The 16,831-nt window shown below is 57.2% G+C and carries 13 protein-coding genes and 1 tRNA gene; 5 read left to right on the top strand and 9 right to left on the bottom strand.

Going from position 1 to position 16,831, the window contains the following annotated elements; genetic code table 11:
• The first annotated feature begins 154 nt into the window (after nucleotides 1-154).
• From N7E70_RS10920 to N7E70_RS10910, 3 genes are all read left to right on the top strand, one after another.
• Nucleotides 155-231, top strand: a tRNA-Met gene (locus N7E70_RS10920).
• 41 nt (nucleotides 232-272) lie between these two features.
• On the top strand, nucleotides 273-2,144 hold the full coding sequence (locus tag N7E70_RS10915) for a site-specific integrase (protein WP_263006351.1): 1,872 nt from the start codon (nucleotides 273-275) through the stop codon (nucleotides 2,142-2,144).
• 521 nt (nucleotides 2,145-2,665) lie between these two features.
• Nucleotides 2,666-3,547 (top strand): hypothetical protein, encoded by an 882-nt coding sequence (locus N7E70_RS10910; RefSeq protein ID WP_263006350.1) that lies wholly within the window; start codon nucleotides 2,666-2,668, stop codon nucleotides 3,545-3,547.
• Nucleotides 3,548-3,606: 59 nt separating this feature from the next.
• Here N7E70_RS10910 and N7E70_RS10905 read toward each other — a convergent pair whose 3' ends face one another.
• Nucleotides 3,607-3,939 (bottom strand): helix-turn-helix domain-containing protein, encoded by a 333-nt coding sequence (locus N7E70_RS10905; protein ID WP_263006349.1) that lies wholly within the window; start codon nucleotides 3,937-3,939, stop codon nucleotides 3,607-3,609.
• A 146-nt stretch (nucleotides 3,940-4,085) separates the two neighbouring features.
• Here N7E70_RS10905 and N7E70_RS10900 point away from each other — a divergent pair, with 146 nt between their 5' ends.
• Complete coding sequence (locus N7E70_RS10900; RefSeq protein WP_263006348.1) at nucleotides 4,086-4,859, top strand: hypothetical protein; 774 nt, start codon at nucleotides 4,086-4,088, stop codon at nucleotides 4,857-4,859.
• Between the two features lie 60 nt (nucleotides 4,860-4,919).
• Here the strand turns inward: N7E70_RS10900 and N7E70_RS10895 are convergent, their stop codons facing one another.
• Entirely contained in the window at nucleotides 4,920-5,468 is a 549-nt protein-coding gene (locus N7E70_RS10895; RefSeq protein ID WP_263006347.1) for a hypothetical protein, read from the bottom strand.
• 363 nt (nucleotides 5,469-5,831) lie between these two features.
• On the opposite strand from N7E70_RS10895, the gene N7E70_RS10890 reads away from it, so the two are divergent.
• A complete protein-coding gene (locus N7E70_RS10890; RefSeq protein WP_263006346.1) occupies nucleotides 5,832-6,398 on the top strand; it encodes a recombinase family protein in 567 nt (188 codons plus the stop codon).
• Nucleotides 6,399-7,158: 760 nt separating this feature from the next.
• On the opposite strand, the gene N7E70_RS10885 is transcribed toward N7E70_RS10890, so the two are convergent.
• The 7 genes from N7E70_RS10885 to hsdR are packed head-to-tail and all read right to left on the bottom strand — an operon-like array spanning nucleotide 7,159 to nucleotide 16,826.
• Nucleotides 7,159-7,662, bottom strand: a complete 504-nt coding sequence (locus N7E70_RS10885) for a DUF4411 family protein (protein ID WP_331461919.1) — start codon at nucleotides 7,660-7,662, stop codon at nucleotides 7,159-7,161.
• Between the two features lie 3 nt (nucleotides 7,663-7,665).
• Complete coding sequence (locus N7E70_RS10880) at nucleotides 7,666-8,895, bottom strand: ImmA/IrrE family metallo-endopeptidase (protein WP_269441457.1); 1,230 nt, start codon at nucleotides 8,893-8,895, stop codon at nucleotides 7,666-7,668.
• A 3-nt stretch (nucleotides 8,896-8,898) separates the two neighbouring features.
• Nucleotides 8,899-9,918: a hypothetical protein gene (locus N7E70_RS10875; RefSeq protein ID WP_263006342.1), complete on the bottom strand. Its 1,020-nt coding sequence runs from the start codon at nucleotides 9,916-9,918 to the stop codon at nucleotides 8,899-8,901.
• Nucleotides 9,915-11,396 carry a restriction endonuclease subunit S gene (locus N7E70_RS10870; RefSeq protein ID WP_263006341.1) on the bottom strand — a complete coding sequence of 494 codons (1,482 nt, stop codon included), beginning with the start codon at nucleotides 11,394-11,396 and terminating at the stop codon, nucleotides 9,915-9,917. The genes N7E70_RS10875 and N7E70_RS10870 overlap by 4 nt, the downstream gene beginning before the upstream one ends.
• A complete protein-coding gene (locus tag N7E70_RS10865; RefSeq protein WP_263006340.1) occupies nucleotides 11,393-12,856 on the bottom strand; it encodes a class I SAM-dependent DNA methyltransferase in 1,464 nt (487 codons plus the stop codon). Before N7E70_RS10865 ends, N7E70_RS10870 begins: the two co-directional genes overlap by 4 nt.
• Nucleotides 12,853-13,443, bottom strand: coding sequence for a helix-turn-helix domain-containing protein (locus tag N7E70_RS10860; RefSeq protein WP_263006339.1), 591 nt, complete (start codon nucleotides 13,441-13,443; stop codon nucleotides 12,853-12,855). The genes N7E70_RS10865 and N7E70_RS10860 overlap by 4 nt, the downstream gene beginning before the upstream one ends.
• Before the next feature lie 2 nt (nucleotides 13,444-13,445).
• A complete protein-coding gene (gene hsdR, locus N7E70_RS10855) occupies nucleotides 13,446-16,826 on the bottom strand; it encodes a type I restriction-modification system endonuclease (protein WP_263006338.1) in 3,381 nt (1,126 codons plus the stop codon).
• Nucleotides 16,827-16,831: the final 5 nt, after the last annotated feature.

Genomic DNA, 16,831 nt, shown 5'->3' with positions numbered 1-16,831 from the left:
CAAGGGTCAGCCGATGCGTCAGACATTTATCCTGAAACGCCCGATCTCACTGCTTGACAGGCTCGCCATCGAGACATTATATCCGCCCAACCTTGGCGAACGCATCGACGCCTGCCTCTCACAGAGACAGTCATTTCGGGCCTTCTCCAACCCTGGCGGGATAGCTCAGTTGGTTAGAGCACGGGAATCATAATCCTGGGGTCGGTGGTTCGAATCCACTTCCCGCTACCATTCCCTTACTAAGGGATTGAAATAGCTTCAACGCGCTGGTTTTGAACGACTTTTTCGTCGCGACTGGTACCTTTCTCTGGTACCTTTTGAGGATGGAAGATTTGGCAAAAGCTCGCTATCTCGTCGGCGCACCCGGCGATCAAAAGTTTAAGCGCAATATTCCCAAACGCCTGCAAGCACTCGCTCAAAAGACTGCGTTCGTAGAGCGCGTCACTCCAGGAGCACGACCAAGCGAGGTCCGGCAACAGGGCAATCTCTTTGCGGTACGAACTGATGCAGAGCTTCACAGCCTGGAAGCCATGCTTCTGCGCAACGGTTCTAAAACCGGAGCCACGGACGGGATTAGCCTCACGGAAATGGAGGCTCGGCAGGTTGCGGTCTCGTACTTCATAGACAGGGACGAGAAAAACCTCCTCGCAGGGGACTATTTCGCAAACCGAGACCATCCCGACTTTCCTGACTTGCTGTCCGACGCAGCCGACGCGGCACAAATGGCGCAGCTGCAAGCGTCCGGGGAGTACCGTACGACGACGACGCGGGCGCTTAGAATTCTCGCCGATCGCGGAATTCTGTCAAAAGCAGCTTACGACGGTCTTGCCACCGAAAAGCTCTCTGCCCTCAAGGAACACAGAGCCTTTCAATTGCTCTGTCGGTTGATTGAGAGGGCTGATGTTGCACTGACCGAGCGGCGCTATCATTCAGTGAACCTGGGTTCACTGGCTCCGATATCAGATCAAATGTTTGCTGCGGCCGACCACCTTGAAGTAGTTAGCGCAAAGCCTACCTCCGCCCTCCATCGAAAAACCCTTGCCGATCTGAACACACTTTTTCATCAGACAAAGGCGGACCGCGTAACCCAATCAAGAACCGCTCAATATCGCATTCCATTTCGAGCGCTGGAGGAGCACTTTGGTGCGGCTTTCCCGGTCGCAGACATCGACAGAGATGGCTGCCGTGAGTTGATCGAATTCCTCCCTAAGATCCCATCCCACGTTACTCAGCACTACAAGAAGGCAAAGCTTGCAGAAGCCGCAGAGCTTCACAAAAACAAACATGGCGACTACGCGTCCCGCCACAAGGAAGCAGACAAGCACATTCAGATACTGCGAAGTGCCTTTGACCTCGCGCTTCAAGAGCGATGGATCGAAATAAATCCCTGGGTTGGGCTGAAAGCACCAGCCTCAGGTGGCCAATCCAAGAAGCACTTGGCCAAGGCGAGCACTTACGCGCCGTTCGCGATCGAACATCTCAACGCGCTCTTTGCACTGCCCCTATTCAAAGGATGCGTCGACGACGAGTACGGATGCCACTCAGTCGGTCCGAACATCATCAAGCGACATCGCTACTGGGCTCCCATCCTCGCTCTCTGGAGCGGTATGCGCATGAACGAAATCCTCCAGCTCGAAAAGGAGGATATCAGGCAGTCGCCGGATGGCATCTGGTTCATCAGCGTCACTGACGAGGAACACGGCGACTACGAAGGCAGTAGCTTTTCGAAGCGGGTGAAGACCAAAAACGCAGTTCGCAAAATTCCATTGCACCCGTCCTTGATCAAGTTTGGCTTCGTACCCTGGGTAGAACAGGCGAAGGCTGGGAGGCTGTTCCCCGAAGCCATCGCGGGGGCTGGCGAGAAACCTTCCGATGCCTACTCGAAGCGGTTTCGAAGCAATCTCAAGGCCGCCAAGATCTGGGAGCCGCGCCGACTTGTTTTTCACAGCTTCAGGAATTCCTTCAACGATGCACTGCGAGGTGGTGGTGTTGAGAGGGAAATCCGAGAGGCCATCAACGGATGGCGCGAGCAGAAATCCATGGACGACCGATATGGCTCGGGACCGGCCATGAGAAGACTTGCCGACGCTGTTTCAAAGGTTGAGTATAGTGGGCTCCTGGTCGAGCACCTCCACTCCAGTTGAGGAGCCCGGCCTCCCCTAACCCACGGTCATACGCCCCCTACATGGTATACTCTGATTTGAGTGAGGTAATCGGTACTATTGCCGAGACTACCGACTTTCTCTCATACGAAGCAAAACATGACAAAATAGAGATACACATTTCGGGCATTGGCTTATCTGGAGACGATACGACTGCAAGAGGTTTCCTTATGGCACTTCACAGTCAGATTGGGGATGAGCGCTACTCGGAAAGGTATCCCCAGGACCTCTCATCTGACTGTGGTGCTTTCTTTCGAGCTCCACAGCACCGAGGGAATTTCACGGGCGAAATCAGCTTTCGCAAGGGGAAGGTCGCGCGCAGGACAATTGCGGGATATCCACTAATCGCAGGACACGTCAGATGTTCCAGGATGGGGCGACCGGACAACTTCGGACCGACCAACTATGCGGTCTCTGCAACGCTTTCACTCAATCCGACTAAATTTGTTCGCCATAACTTTTCGAGCAGCCGAAGCGCAGCGATAAGATCGGGGCAGGCCACCTTGGACCTTCCTGATTGGCGCTTGTTGAGCGGCGCGATTGGTCGCAACAACGCGGGCGAGTACATCCTAGATGATAATGACAACTGCATCCTGGAGGGCCGCATTCTACGGCTATGTCGCGGTACTATCTACCAGGCTTGGGCAGAGGGTTACATTAGGCAAGCTATAGCCTATATTCTTCGAGGAATGGAACAGGCCGCACACCGCAGTCAGTGCAGATATTTTGCCGGCGATGTTGAGTACAATCTCAAGAAGGTTGAAACGTACTGGGAGCGCACTGCTCCGTCGCCGCTAGGCTACGTTCGTGGTTTGGCGGATCGTTTTCTAGCTCGTTCGTCGCGGATACGAGTTGCGGGGTATGCTGCGACAACCTCTTTCACCCGCGAACGAAATTCCCTTTCTGTTGACGTTCCACTGCGGAAAGGGATTTCCCTAAAAATTTACGCCAAAACCAACCAGAGAGTACGCTTTGAGGTAGTTCATAATTTCGTTGAGGCAACAAACCACCTGGGCACACGCCACACCACGACTTCCTTGGACGAGCTGGTGCATTGGACCAATGATACGATCGATGCAGCTCGTGAGGAGGTCATAAGCCAATTGGCCGTGGTTCGGGAACCAGCGAGCTCGGACTACCTGGCCGATGCGGTCATTTCATTCTTCCAATTGCTCTATCAAGCGCCCGGCACTGCAGACGACCTACGTAGGTTGGCCCAAATACTCATAGAGGTTGGCGGTATTGCGGGGGGTGACGAAAGCCTCACGGGAGCAGTGGAGTATCTCGTTCGGCAGGGAGTTCTGGTACCTGCCGGTCGCGGCGTACGGTCCCTAGCACCTATGTATGCGTCATCCCTACTAAGATTGAGAGAAACGCTCAACTAATCTCATTTCCTCGGCACGCGACCAAAATGTCTTCCAAATAGAAGTGCTTTCGACGTGTACTACTTTTTGTCCTGAACCATTGTCTGGAGCAAGGCAACTGCTAGGCGCAGGTCACGTTGATCAATTCGTTTCAAAGCTTCTTTTGCGACTACAACAAGGTCATCTTCCTGACCGTCTTGTGTAATGAGATCATTCAACAGGTCGCTGACCGAAACGCCCAGCCCGTGAGCAATCAGCTCAAGAGTTTCCACCGACGGCCAGTTTAGGCCACGCTCGATCAGTGACAGCGTATCGACAGATCGTTGGGATCGCTCCGACAACGCATCCTGAGTCAAGCCACGCTCATGACGCAACGTCTTTATTCGAATTCCTAGTGCTTCTCTCGGACCCATGACCCGTATCATGGCGACGGAAATCGGCGATATGAACCTAATCCCTTTACGGTTTTGAATTGATTTCCGTAACAATACTCGGCTAACATGTTACCGCAACGGCATTTAACTACGGGTTCTGACAGTTCCATTCAGGTGGGGAGTACATGATCGCTAATCGATACCGTCAAATAGCCTGGCCACGGCCGGCTGAGCTTGCGCTAAGGCTTGCACTATCACTTGGGGTCGCCACAACTACGGGCAGCTCAATTGCCAAAGCTGCAGGTCAAACTGCATTGCCGCCGGACGCATATTGTAAGGCGCTGAAAAAATATGACGCAATTCAATCCCAAGCTGACGAGAAATTTGGAAGCGACGGGAGCCAATGGGCGAAAAGAAATGAGTGGGTGACCGCTCACGAAGACAAGCTGAACAAGCAGCTCGCTACGCAACTCAAGATGCCGTCCCAGGATTTAGCAGCCACCGCGTCAGAGCAGCACTGGCAACTCGGATGCGAGGCAAAGGCCTCTGGCTGGTTGGCGATTGGTCAAGAGAACCTGACAAGGGTACCGAACGACCACGTTTCGCGAGTTAAAGACGCCATCGTTCTAGAATACGTAAAACGGCTAGATCGTGGCCCGAAAGATCAGTTCTTTGATCCAGAGCGTTACAGCGCAGTACATTGCGAAGACGCAGCCGTCGGCGGCTATCATTTTGTCGGATGTAAATTACGAGCCATCGGAGCCGAGACCGACCCAGACATCTATGTGGTTGCGGATGTCGATGGAACGGCGAGTGCCGTCCCCTACGATAGCGAAGCTAAAGGGCGCATCAAAGGCGCGACTAAACTCGCCTCAGGTGATCAAGCGGTTCCCCTAGGGTTTTATGTAGGCCCGCTTCCTCTGGTCGATTATTCCGACGTGCGCAGCCAGTTAGACTAACATCGCTCTGACCTGTGCCGCTACCACGAGCCCCAGGGTGAAGGTCTGACGTTGCCGCTTTCACTGGTGCAGCGTCGGACCACTTCTTTGCTTTCCTCGCTTCTCGGACCACTCATCTGCCAGCATCTCGAGTTGCTCTCGGCCGTGCGGAGTGTTCGACTTCAAATAGAGATCAAACACACGATCCCATTCAGCCCGTGCATTGTCAGGAAAAACGCCTACGGATTGAACAAGATACATGCCCATGAATGAGGTCTTAGCGATCGTCTGAGCCCAGTAGTTCTCGCTCCTTAACCCAGCGGCGAGTAGGCGAAGCGGCGCCATATGCGTCAGGGCAAAGACCAAATACAGGAGCAATTCGCCGAGAAATCCAAATAGTTTGGCACCAAGCACGAACACGATCGAAGAAACCACGATCACATAGCCGAGAAGCTCAATCACCCAGGAAAGAGCACCGCTCGCTGGAGCTGCAACGGTGTAAGGCGCAGAAAGGACGGAGCCCAACGCTGTCTCTACGGTCTGCGGGAACAGCAAGTACATTACGAGAAGTAACGCGCCGACGGCGGCGAGGCGTAGGATCACGCCAATCGCGAAGAGGATGATGTGCATTGTTAGCGACAGGCCGTTGGCTAACTGCAAGCTGAGCGAGCTAGTCTTGGCAATCCCGTCCGCCCAGATACGAAGGAGGATGGGCTCTACCAGAACCCAATAGGGATTGCTTTCCCCCGCAAGGGTGTACCGGGACCCCCGTCTTTCCATAACAATGATCCTCCCCCTCATGCGAGGCCCAAACGACTCCCTCGAACAACTTACGCCAGAAGAAAGAAGCTCACCATCGCTGCAGTCCGCATAGGGCTCGGGTTAGTGAGACATCCAAGGAATGCGAGATATTCGTCTCATTAGAATTGAAATTGACTTTTGAGACAAATGTCTTATAGTATCTAAGATGCCATTAAGACAAAGAAGACATTGATGAATGTTGGATATGCTCGGACATCGACCACGGAACAAGAAGCTGGCCTGCTAGCGCAACAACGCGACCTGCGTGCGGCAGGTGTTCATGAGAAGCTATTCTGCGAACAGGTCTCGTCGGTTGCACACCGGCCACAACTAGAGGCCACCCTCCAATTTCTAAGGGAGGGAGATACGCTTGTAGTGACCAAGCTGGATCGCCTCGCACGATCTACTGCCCATCTCCTTGCAATAGTTGCTTTATTGGACGAGAAGGGCGTGGCTCTTCGGATACTTGATTTCGGCGGCTCCTCGGTGGACACAAAATCGCCTAGCGGCAAGTTGATGCTCACCATGTTTGCGGCAATGGCGCAGTTCGAGCGCGAGATGATGCTAGAGCGCCAACGCGAAGGAATTGCAAAGGCGAAACGGGACGGAAAGTACAAAGGCCGCAAACCAACCGTACGCGCGAAGGCCGAAGACGTTTCAAGGCTTCACCAAGAGGGGATTGGTGCGACAGCGATCGCTAAGCAATTGTCCATGGGGAGAGCATCGGTCTATCGTCTTCTTTCGGAGCTCTCGCAATGAACCCGGGTTTATAGAGGTCCCCAGAAGGGCAGAACCGGGCGGCTGCGCAAACGAAATGTCGGCGCAAGCTTCCTTATGCTCCAAGTCCCTTCGGAGAAACCCTCGCGACTAATCCCCACGATCTATGCACCTCACGGGGTCTGGTGGATGTGCACGTGCTTGGCGTCTTTTCGCAGCATCCTTTTTGTCCGCCGCCCCGCAATAGCCGACTTGGCACTCCTACAACGCCAGGACAGTGAGATACTTTGCCGATTTCCGTCGCTGCTAACAAAGACACGGGAAACGGTCGTGATGTGACCATTGCCGCTGTGCCTCGCGGCCTCCGCCTCCGCCTCCGCGAGCCAACCTAGGAAATCGAGCCAACAATTGTACCTTTCTAACGCGTCGTTAGCCATCTGGCGTGTGACGGAGGTGGGCTCCAGTGTGTTAACTTCGCGGTATCGTCTCTCAGCTTCCAGCACCCTGGGGCCGAGCTGACTTAATATCCACGCTACCCGGGCGCATCCATCGTCGTTCGATGGTGCCATATCAGCCTCCGTTGGCTGAGAGCAAAGTACATACTTTGACGACAAGACGCGAACAGCATCCCGGCGGTTACGCCGACACGCGGCCACCCTGCCGACAGGGGCCTATTGCGTCGAGCAGGGCGACTGGATCGTCGTTGGACAAGCGTCTGTTTACCACCTCTTGGCGAAACGGTGCAATGAACCCGGGTTCATCAGGACATTTGGCGGGATGGATTAATGGCACCAACTGACGATCATGCTCCGCGCTTCCACGAAGTTGAGAAGTTCAACGTCCGTATCAGCCCGAAACTATCCATCCAGCGGACACTGAGAGTATTGCACACGTCGGGCACATGGCGGTTCGCCCTTTTTCTACTTGGCCTTGATACCTCGGTCGTCACCACACATCGCTCGGCAGGATTGCGCAAGGCAGCGCCAATCAGGAACGGATCGCGTCCGACGATCTCGATCTCCTTGTCGTCTAGGTCTGGCGCGTAGCCTTCGTTGATCACCCGCTGAACGAGTGAAACTTCGACATCCTCGTTGAGCTGTAGTGCGTCGAGATGATCGTGATCTGACATCCAATCCGCTAGACCATCGGAGCCGTCACGGACTTCCTCGACCACTTCAACCGGCATCTTGATGTGGCCTGCATGGCCCATGTGCACCAGCCAATCCCAGAATTCAGGTACGCGATCCAGCGGGTAATAGTGCCGGTTGGCCATAATCAGGACGTTGGCGTCGAGCAGGTGCAGCAATTATCACCCCTGCGCCTTATGGAGCGATCCGGGGCTGCCTGGCCCGCTGCTTACCATGCTGTAGACATTGGACGGCTTCACGCCCAGCAACTTGGCCGCCTTCGAGGGAGACAATGCCTGCCCTGCCAGCATTCGCCTAGCCAGGCCAAGCAGGGCTTCACCCACGCGATGCCGCCGCACGACATAGTAGTTCGGCCCGCCATCGCGGTCCCTGTTACGTTCCCGGCGGTCATCGCGAGCCTGACGCCACTGCATCCTGAACAAGGCGCTGAGGCCACTCCACATCTCTCGGTCGATGATGTTTTCACGGAAGAGCCTGTAGGCAACCATCGAGCGGCTGACGTTGCGGGCCTCTGCAAAGTCGTTGATCGCGGCCACCGTGTCGTCAAACGACCTGCCACGCAGGTAGGCAATGTTCTGCACCTCATCCCGAGGCAGCAAGAGCCGCCCGGCCACGTCGTTGCAGAATTGCTCAACAGCACTGGCCCCGCTCGCGCCGCTAACGCCGGTCTGACCTAGCCAGATGTGGCATAGCTCGTGCAATAGTGTGAATGGCCATGCCTTTTCACTATCCTGATCGTTGATGACGATAAATGGAGCCATCTCATCGGCAAGGGCAAAGCCCCGGAACATCTCCACGTCCAGGCTGGTATGGTGACTTCCAAGACTCCCGATGAGTAGAACGTAGACGCCTGCCTTTTCGGCTTGCGCCCGGAGATACGCGAAGCCGTCCGGGCCGCCATTGCGCCCCTTGCGGCCACGATACTGATCAAGATCGAGGTCGAGTGTTTCACGAATAGACTGGAGCACGGCCTCAACACCTTCGCGCACAGACATCGAGCCGACGAACGGCAGCCTGACAGCTTCGTCATCGTCCTCAAGCAACGCCCGAACCATCTCCTGCCGCGCACGTACATCCCGGATTAGCGCATCAACGAGCGCGTCCTGCGACCGGGAGTGCTCCGGCGGCAGCGTGCGGAAATCCTCGCCACGTTCGGCGGTACGCGGAACCGACGATATGTAAAAAGCGAGAAGCGGTCGGCGATATTGCTTCGACATTCGCACAAGCAGTGAACGAGAAGGCTCAACTTCACCGACCTCGTAGGCGGCGAGGCGCTCATCGCCCGCCACGCCCCTGGCATCGCCGAGATTGAGTTTCTCCGACGCCTCTTTCAACGTCAGTCCGGCGGTTTCACGTGCCCATCGCAGGATTTCAGGATTTACATTCGGCATGTTTTAGGCGGACCACAGTTCTAAGTCAGGAAGATGGTCGGCTTTCTCCTCACCGTCCGGTTCACCCTGTAAGACCATGATCAGTCGGCGGAACTCGTCGTCATCGCTGCTGTTTTTCCAGCGGTTTACGAACTTGCAGACAATCTGAAGGTTGTCCTTTTCGTAGTGGCCATTGCTGTCGATCCGGTCGAGAGAACAGAGCATCTGAGGGTCATCAGCATCAGTATCGTATTGCAGGCGCAGGCCGGTGATCGCACACGAACCGTCCTGGTCCGACAACAAGGCATTAAGGAACGGGATCAGTTCATTCTCGGGAATGCGAAGCTCCTTGTTCTTCACCGTCCGCAGGACCTGCTGACCGTTCGCCGCCGCCACAGTCTTCTTGAGGGTGTCGGCCATTCTCCAGACAGCGATCTCGCGAGGATTGAACACCTTTCCAGGGGTTTTCTGCCGACGAGCAACCTTCGCCTTCCACTCCGGTCGGGAATACCATGTGGAGAGGTCGTCGCCATCGATCAGTTTCAGCGCATATTCGGCATTGTCCGGCTTTAGTTGCTGGAGCGTCCCCTCGGTGAACAGGAATTCCTGCGCCTTCGGGTGTAGGCCCGCCCATTCGAGGCGGTTGCCCTTCCGGTTTCGGTTTAACCACGGATCACAAGGCTTATGGCAGATTATCACATCGCGCCGATCACCAACTGTCTCCTTAAGCGGTTCGAATGTCGCCGGAGCCGAACCGGAGACGGTCCACCAGAGCTGGTCCTTTTCTCGGTGTATCCAGAGGTCGCCCTCACTCTCGACGACCGTCGTCATCAGGTTGAACCATCGAGAGGCGACCGGCCGGGTCGGCATCTTGCCCGCAGCAGTCTTGTGCAACCGCATCCTGTTCTGGATGTAGCTCTCACGGTCGCCCACCTCCCAGAACCTTTGCACCGCGACATCGTTCATCGTCGCAATGGTGCCGCGAGCCAAGCAATCGGGCCACGCATAGTTCTCGCGTCCGAAGTTGGCGATGAAGACCTTCATGCTGCTTCCGGCCCCCGGCCTCGCCTGGCCTTCGGCGCGGCTCCGCGCTCTGCGCTGATCCGGTCCAGCAACACCCTGGCGGGTTCGTCTGAAGGGTCTTGCGGTACGAGTTCGCCTCGGAAGGCTTTGGCGAGCACAGCTTGGTCGAGCCGGTCGATCAGTCTGCGGGCTCCAGTCGCCTCGGTCGCAAGACGGTCGATCCAGTCAAATGCAGACTTGATCACGCGAACGATCTCTCGTTGTTCGCGGAGAGGTGGCACCGGCAGGAGGAGGCTCTTGATAATTTCGCCGTTGAGCCCTGGGCGGGTCTGACCTCGAACATTCGCACCCATGTGGCTCAAGGCGGCCTCGGACCCACGCAGCCCATACGCTATGAACTCTGGCAATGCGCAACGGTCATCGACGGTGATGCGGTAGACGTGCTTCGTTATGATTGCCTGTTCCAGATCAGCTGGCAGAACGCAAACCCTCCCGATCGTGGCCATCACCGTGATCAGGACATCATTGGGCCGTGCGGCGAAACGGATCAACTCCGCGAATTTGGCGTCGGAGATACGGTTCTGTGCCCCTTTGGCAAAGTAGCCATCCTGGACATTGTCAATCCCGATCACCAGCCGACCCTGAGAAACGAACTCGGAATGTAGCAATGCGCTACCGAAAGGTCCGCTCTGTATCGCTCTGGGTTCGTCCGACGCCAACTCCTCAATGCTTACCCAGCGCCACATCGACGGTATAGCGTGTTCGAATGCCCCTCGCTCGGGAAGTTGGGACAGCGCCTTCTCGCGACGCCTGTCGAGCTTCGCGGCTGCCCGCTTCCGTCTGGTAACCTCGATGTCGATGCACACGCCGTTCTGCGCCCGCCAGTCCCGCGTCAGTTCGCCCCGAAACGCCGCCGCCAACACGGCCTGCTTGTACTTCTCCACAAGACGGGGGATGTGGTCGAGGTGATCACGGACGCGGCGGGACTTACCCGTAAGGCTGTCGATCTTCGCCACGATCCGCCGCTGCTCGGAGAGCGGAGCGACAGGCACTTTCGACGATGCAATCGACTTAAGATAGACGCCCTTCTGCGCAGTGCCCTTTGCATTTTCAAGCAGCCATTGCTGGTACGTCGGGCTTTCAAGTGCCTTTGCCAAAAATCGTGGTTCGATCGGACCAAAGTCACCGATGACAGCAACGCTTCGCTGCAATGCAAAAGGCGTATCATCTTGTACAACGGCGGTTCGCCCAATCGCGCCGACTATTGTGAGGAGGACATCTCCTTGCTTGATCCGGGTTCGCCGATGCTCATGCTCGAATGCGCCTTCCTCAATCAAACGATATTCATCGAAGACGACCTGACCGTCACGTATGTTACGTGCACTCAACATCGGTTTGCCCGCGTCCATCTTCGATGGTGGGTTGTGCGAACCGTCGACGATCTTTGATGCGAGGCTGCCCAGTGTCGCTTCAGCCCATCCCTGCGGAAATTCACTCATTCGGCAGCCTCGGCGATGATAGCAGCATCGACGCTGTCCGGCTCGATTTCTTCCGACAGGCGCTCAATCTCTTCGAGCGCGGCCTTGAGGTGGCCGATGATGGCGGCGGCGATGTCCTCCGGCTCGGTCAGCGCCTCCTCCGCCTCTGCTTCAGTATCGCGCAACCACGCGATGTCGAGATTGTCGTTACGGGCGGCGATGGCCTCGCGGGAAAACCTGCGCCAGCGACCGTCCTCGCCCTGTTCCTTGCGCCCGGCACCGCCATTTGGGACGGAGCCATAGGCGGTCTCGAAGTCGGCGAAGTCGGTGACGGTCAGCGGACGGGTCTTACCGAAGGCGGGCATATTCGCCCGCATATCGTAGACCCACACGGCGCTGGTGTTGCCCTTCTCGGTCTTCCCACGCTGTAAGAAAAGTACATTGGTCTTGACGCCCTGCGCATAAAAAATGCCGGTCGGCAGGCGCAGGATGGTGTGCAGGTTGCACAGGTCCATTAGCCATGTGCGCAGGCGGCGACCCGTATTGTCCTCGAACAGCACATTGTCGGGCACGACCACAGCAGCACGGCTTCCGGGCTTAAGGGCGCGAACGATGTGCTCTACGAAGGCAAGCTGCTTGTTCGACGTATCTGCCGTCATCGAGAAATCGGAGCGGGTCGGGCGACCGCCGCCCTTCTTAGTACCGAATGGCGGGTTGGTTAGGATTAGGTCGGCCTTGGGCAGCGCCTCGCCATCTGGAGACAGCGTGTCGATGTTGCTCACGCCGCCCTCGATGCCGTGCAGCAGCAGGTTCATCATGCAGAGCCGGTGCGTGTCGGGTACAAGCTCTGCCCCGACAAAGGCGCTGTTGCGCTGGAAATGCGCCTGATCCGGCGTCAGCTTGTAAAGGTCGTCGGTGTGATCCTTGATGTAACGATCAGCGGCGACGAGGAAGCCCGCCGTGCCGGCTGCCGGGTCTTGACATGTCTCGCCAGGTTGCGGCTGCATCAGGCGGACGATGCAATCGATCAGCGGACGCGGCGTAAAGTACTGGCCCGCGCCGGACTTCTTGTCGGCGGCATTCTTCTCCAGCAGCCCCTCATAAAGATTGCCCAGTCCTTCCTCACGGGCAGAGAACCAGTCGAGCTGGTCAATATTCGAGGTCAGTGCCTTGAGGTTGATGGGCTTGCGCAGTCGGGTCTGGGCATCTGTGAAGATCGCAGCAACGAGGCCATCCTTCGCCTTGCCGAGGTCGAGCAGCATGGCCTTGTAATAGTCGAGCTGCTCCATGCCCGCCTGCTTGACGAGGATGCCCCAGCGGTAACCGTCCGGCAGGCGGTTCTCGCGGCCCGTCTCCTCCAGCATCTTTAGGAATAGAAGGTAGGTCAGCTCGGTCACATACTCGTTGTAAGTGACGCCATCGTCGCGCAGCACGTTGCACAGGCCCCAGAGCTTGGCAACGATGTCGGTTGTGGTGGTCATGCTTCATCTCCGTCGCGAACCACGCCCTTGGTGTTTAACAGAGCGTGCTTCCCCAAAAACTTGATCAGGATCGTTTCGATCTTAAGGCACAGGTCCGCATCGGACACGGCAAGAAAGGCTCCTCGGACAACGAGGGGTGCTTTAAACCAGAAGCGCGTTTGATGATCTTTGACCCGAATGCGGACGTTCTTGCTTGATTTTCCGACATAGACCGGCCGGTCTGTGATGTCATAGAAGACATACACCCCGCTTGATTGAGGCACTGTTTCTAGGTCCGTTGGCGTAAAGTCTACCCACTCGAAACCTGGCAAGGGAATGGATTGGCTCTCGATCTTCGCTTCTATGGCCGCCGGAATGATTTCATTCAGCGCATTTGCCAGCTTCTGACGGGTTTCTTTGCGAGGGGACACAGTGTTCCCCTTCACAATGTTCCAGATCCCGGTGTAGGTGATCCCGGTTTTGTCCACCAACTCGCCGATTGTGAGACCTTTTTGTTGCATCTCTTGGCGCAGCCATTCTCCAAAAACGGAACCGTCTCCCTCTATAGAATTATCTGCAGGCCCCGGAATTTCCTGAAGTACGCTCATGCCTATGCCGTTTTCTTCCACATTTCTTCGTTGATAACGGCAAGGATGGTCTCAAGCTCGCCGCCAAACACCTTGTTGAGCCGGTTGAACCCTCCATCGGCAATGAAAGGCTCCTTGTCGAGAGCCTCCCGATCAACGACCACCTCTTTCTCGATCTGCTCGCCAATGCGCTTCAGCCACCGTTTCTGTGGTTCGGTCCACTGGCGGCGGGCCATGATGCTGCGCATAGCTGTCCTGACCCGATCCTCGTAAGGCACCAGTGGGTCGCCTATGGCAGCCTGCCGCACGAAGCCGATGATCGAGGCCGCGATCTCCTCGTTCTTCGCGTCGGCCCATGCCCGGCGCAGATTGGCCTCGGAGTAGCCCTTGCGGTCGAGCGCGAGGCGCAACTCTTTCAGGTCGGCGCGGGTCAGATCACGCGGACGCTGCACCACGAGCTTCAGCGCAGCGATGATGTTGATGTTGTCGCGCACGAATGCCGAGAAGCTGTCGAGGAAGTCTTCCGGCTTCTCGGCGTCACCATATCCACGGGTGACTGCAACCACCTGATCGGCATGGTGCGAGATCGGGATGTAACGAGGAATGTCACCATCCGCCTGCCAGTCAAGGATCGGGCCTATGCCCGCATGGTCCTTCAGCCATGCAGCGAGATCGGGCCCATTACCCGTCAGCAGACGTTGCAGCATCGCCTCGGGCGTCTCACGCGCGACCGCCTCGAACCGCTGACGAACCTCATCAGGGAGCTTCTTGAGGCGACGGCGAAGCTTCACCGCGATCTGCTCACGGATCGTCTCTCGCTGGGCATCGTCAGTCGTGGCAATCATCTCGCCGACAAGCTGCTCGAAGCGGATCGAGGGATTGACCACGACCGGTTTCATATCGGTCAGGTTCTGGAGGTGCGGGTACAGGTCCACAGCGTCGAAGATGCGGAACACTTCCTTGCCGATCTCGTCGCAGCGGCGTGTCGCCCGCCCAATCATTTGCTCATAGAGGATACGGCTGTTCACCCGGCGCAAAAACACGAGGTTGACGATCTTCGGTACGTCGATGCCGGTGGTAAGCAGATCGACGGTGACGGCAATCTTCGGATTGGCGTCATTGCGGAACGAGCGGATCAAAGTCTGCACTTTGTCCACGCTGCCGGTGATCTTCCTGACTGCCGCGTCATCGATCTCACCATACGCATCCGCAAAGGCCTTCTTGATGGCACTAACTACGATGTCGGCATGGGCGTCGGTCGCTGCGAAGATCAAGGTCTTGCCGCCAAGTTCGGGGTCGATGTGCTTAGCCAGTTCCTCGGCAACAACGCGATTGAATTCCGGCGTGATCACCTGCTTGTTGAACTGCTCGACCTCGAAGTGGATTTGGTCTGGCAAGATGGCTGTGTCGATCTCGCCGGTGGCTGGTGCGAGATACTCGACCTGTTCGCCCTCCGCAAAGCCAATGCCGGACCGGGCCAAGGCGGTGTCGATCCTCACCGGCGGCTCATGGTCGATCAGAAAGCCGTCAATTACGGCTTCCCGGTAGGAGTAGCGGAAGATCGGCTCGCCGAAAATGTCCGTCGTGTGCAGTGCAGGTGTGGCGGTCAGCCCGACCTTGACTGCATCAAAATACTCCAGCACGCGCCGGTATTTTGAGATGTAATCGTCCTGGCCTCGGAACGACAATTCGCTGTCCGACATCTCTCGGTCGAGCAGATAGCCCCTGTGGCATTCGTCTATGACTATAAGATCATATTGATCGACGGGCGGAGCGTCGGACGTGTCTGCAGCATATAGCACCCGCTTCACCAGACTTTGGATGGTGCAGATATGCACCTTGGTCTCGACATCAGGGGCTAAGTCCCCCAGCCCTTTCAGCCCAAAAATCTCGGCGAAGGTCTTCCCCGACGCGACCTTGGTTGTCGAGAACTCGCCCTCTGTCTGGTGACCTAGCGCGGAGCGATCCACGACGAAGCAGATGCGGCGGAACCGCTTGGCCGACAGCAGGCGGTAGAGCAACGCAATTGCCAACTTGGTCTTGCCAGTGCCGGTAGCCATCGCCACAAGCATAGACCGCTGTTCGCCCGACAGCGCCGTCTCGACTGCTCGGATCGCCGCCTCTTGGTAGTGCCGGAGCGGGAAGCCGAACTCGAAGGGCTGGGCTTTCAGGGCGGCATCTGCCACATCCTGATTGACCTCCAGAAGACCGCTCAGTCCCTCGGGTGTCGGCCAGTTGACCAGGGCACGACGATGATTGCCGCTGCGCCGCGTATCGCGGAACCAGATGCCACTCTCGGTCTCGATCTGCTTGAGGTAGGATCGGCCATTTGCAGCGAAGACGAAGGGCACCCGATGCTCGTCCCACGGCCCACCTGCGAACGAGAAATCGCCGCCGTCCTTGATCCCAGCAGAGTATCGCTGCGACTGGTCGATAGCGGCGGAGACGTTCTTGCGCTTGCGCTTGGCCTCGACCACGCCAACCAGCATCGTGCCGACGAAGAGCGCGTAGTCGGCGGGTCCATTGGCGGTCGGCCACTCGGCAATCGCCATATTGCGGCCCTTGACCGGTCGTACGCCCGCACCATGCCGCAGGGTCTTGGTATCGGCGTCCCAATCGTTGTCGCGCAGTTGCTGGTCAATAAGGGCGCGGGTCTCGGCTTCATCCAGATCGAGTTGTGCGGCGGCTTCTTCACCTCTCTCAATGAAGGTCATTAGCTCGGCGCGAGGAGCGGCTTCCGCCTCGGCCTGCAAGTTCGCCAGCTTGACGGCAATTGCCGACTTCTCTGCCTCGCTCTCCTGCGCAAGCTGTTTCCATGCCGCCCGGTCCTCGGCCTCCCGCTTCAGCCGCTCCTCGGCTGTCTCGCGAGCACGCGCATGTTCCTCAGCCTCGCGGCGAGCAGCAGCGGCTGCGTCCTCGCTCTCACCCACCTTTTGGCGGAGCGTCTCGATCTCCTGCCGTAGGGAAGCCGTAGCATCGACCGGCTGCGCTGGCGGGATGAAAGCACCGGGGGTGAAGTTCGGCTCTTTGCCATATGTGCGATGGAACCACACGCCAAGCGAACGGGCGAATTTCAGCGCCGTAAGCGCTTCGGCGTGTCCACCCTTTGCCTCGTGCACGGCAGCATTGCCAGTCTTGCGAAGGGCATGAAGGATGTCACCTACTTCTCTCGGGATGATCCGATCATAGGAGAGCCGCCGCAATGTGTCGTCGAAGGTCTCGCGTTCGTCGCGGTAGGCACCATGCCGGGCGGCGATCATCTTGGTAGTCAATTCGGCGAATTGGCGGAGCTTGAAGATGGCAGTCGAAGGGTCGTCGCGGAAGTATCGTTCTGCGAGACCTCCCAGCGTCACCAGCCGTGTGTCGTAGACGCCAAGAAAGGCGAAGTTGCCCGCCGACCCCACTTCCC

Source organism: Aminobacter sp. NyZ550 (assembly GCF_025628925.2).
In the GTDB taxonomy this organism is placed as follows: Bacteria; Pseudomonadota; Alphaproteobacteria; order Rhizobiales; family Rhizobiaceae; genus Aminobacter; species Aminobacter ciceronei.
Note: the sequence above shows the minus strand (reverse complement) of the source record. Positions and strands in the feature narration are given on the sequence as shown.

What these genes read in the sequence shown, in the direction of transcription:
- N7E70_RS10905 (WP_263006349.1), bottom strand. Translation starts at nt 3,939, where the DNA reads ATGGGTCCGAGAGAAGCACTAGGAATTCGAATAAAGACGTTGCGTCAT.
- N7E70_RS10900 (WP_263006348.1), top strand. Translation starts at nt 4,086, where the DNA reads ATGATCGCTAATCGATACCGTCAAATAGCCTGGCCACGGCCGGCTGAG.
- N7E70_RS10895 (WP_263006347.1), bottom strand. Translation starts at nt 5,468, where the DNA reads ATGCACATCATCCTCTTCGCGATTGGCGTGATCCTACGCCTCGCCGCC.
- N7E70_RS10890 (WP_263006346.1), top strand. Translation starts at nt 5,832, where the DNA reads ATGAATGTTGGATATGCTCGGACATCGACCACGGAACAAGAAGCTGGC.
- N7E70_RS10880 (WP_269441457.1), bottom strand. Translation starts at nt 8,895, where the DNA reads ATGCCGAATGTAAATCCTGAAATCCTGCGATGGGCACGTGAAACCGCC.
- N7E70_RS10875 (WP_263006342.1), bottom strand. Translation starts at nt 9,918, where the DNA reads ATGAAGGTCTTCATCGCCAACTTCGGACGCGAGAACTATGCGTGGCCC.
- N7E70_RS10870 (WP_263006341.1), bottom strand. Translation starts at nt 11,396, where the DNA reads ATGAGTGAATTTCCGCAGGGATGGGCTGAAGCGACACTGGGCAGCCTC.
- N7E70_RS10865 (WP_263006340.1), bottom strand. Translation starts at nt 12,856, where the DNA reads ATGACCACCACAACCGACATCGTTGCCAAGCTCTGGGGCCTGTGCAAC.
- N7E70_RS10860 (WP_263006339.1), bottom strand. Translation starts at nt 13,443, where the DNA reads ATGAGCGTACTTCAGGAAATTCCGGGGCCTGCAGATAATTCTATAGAG.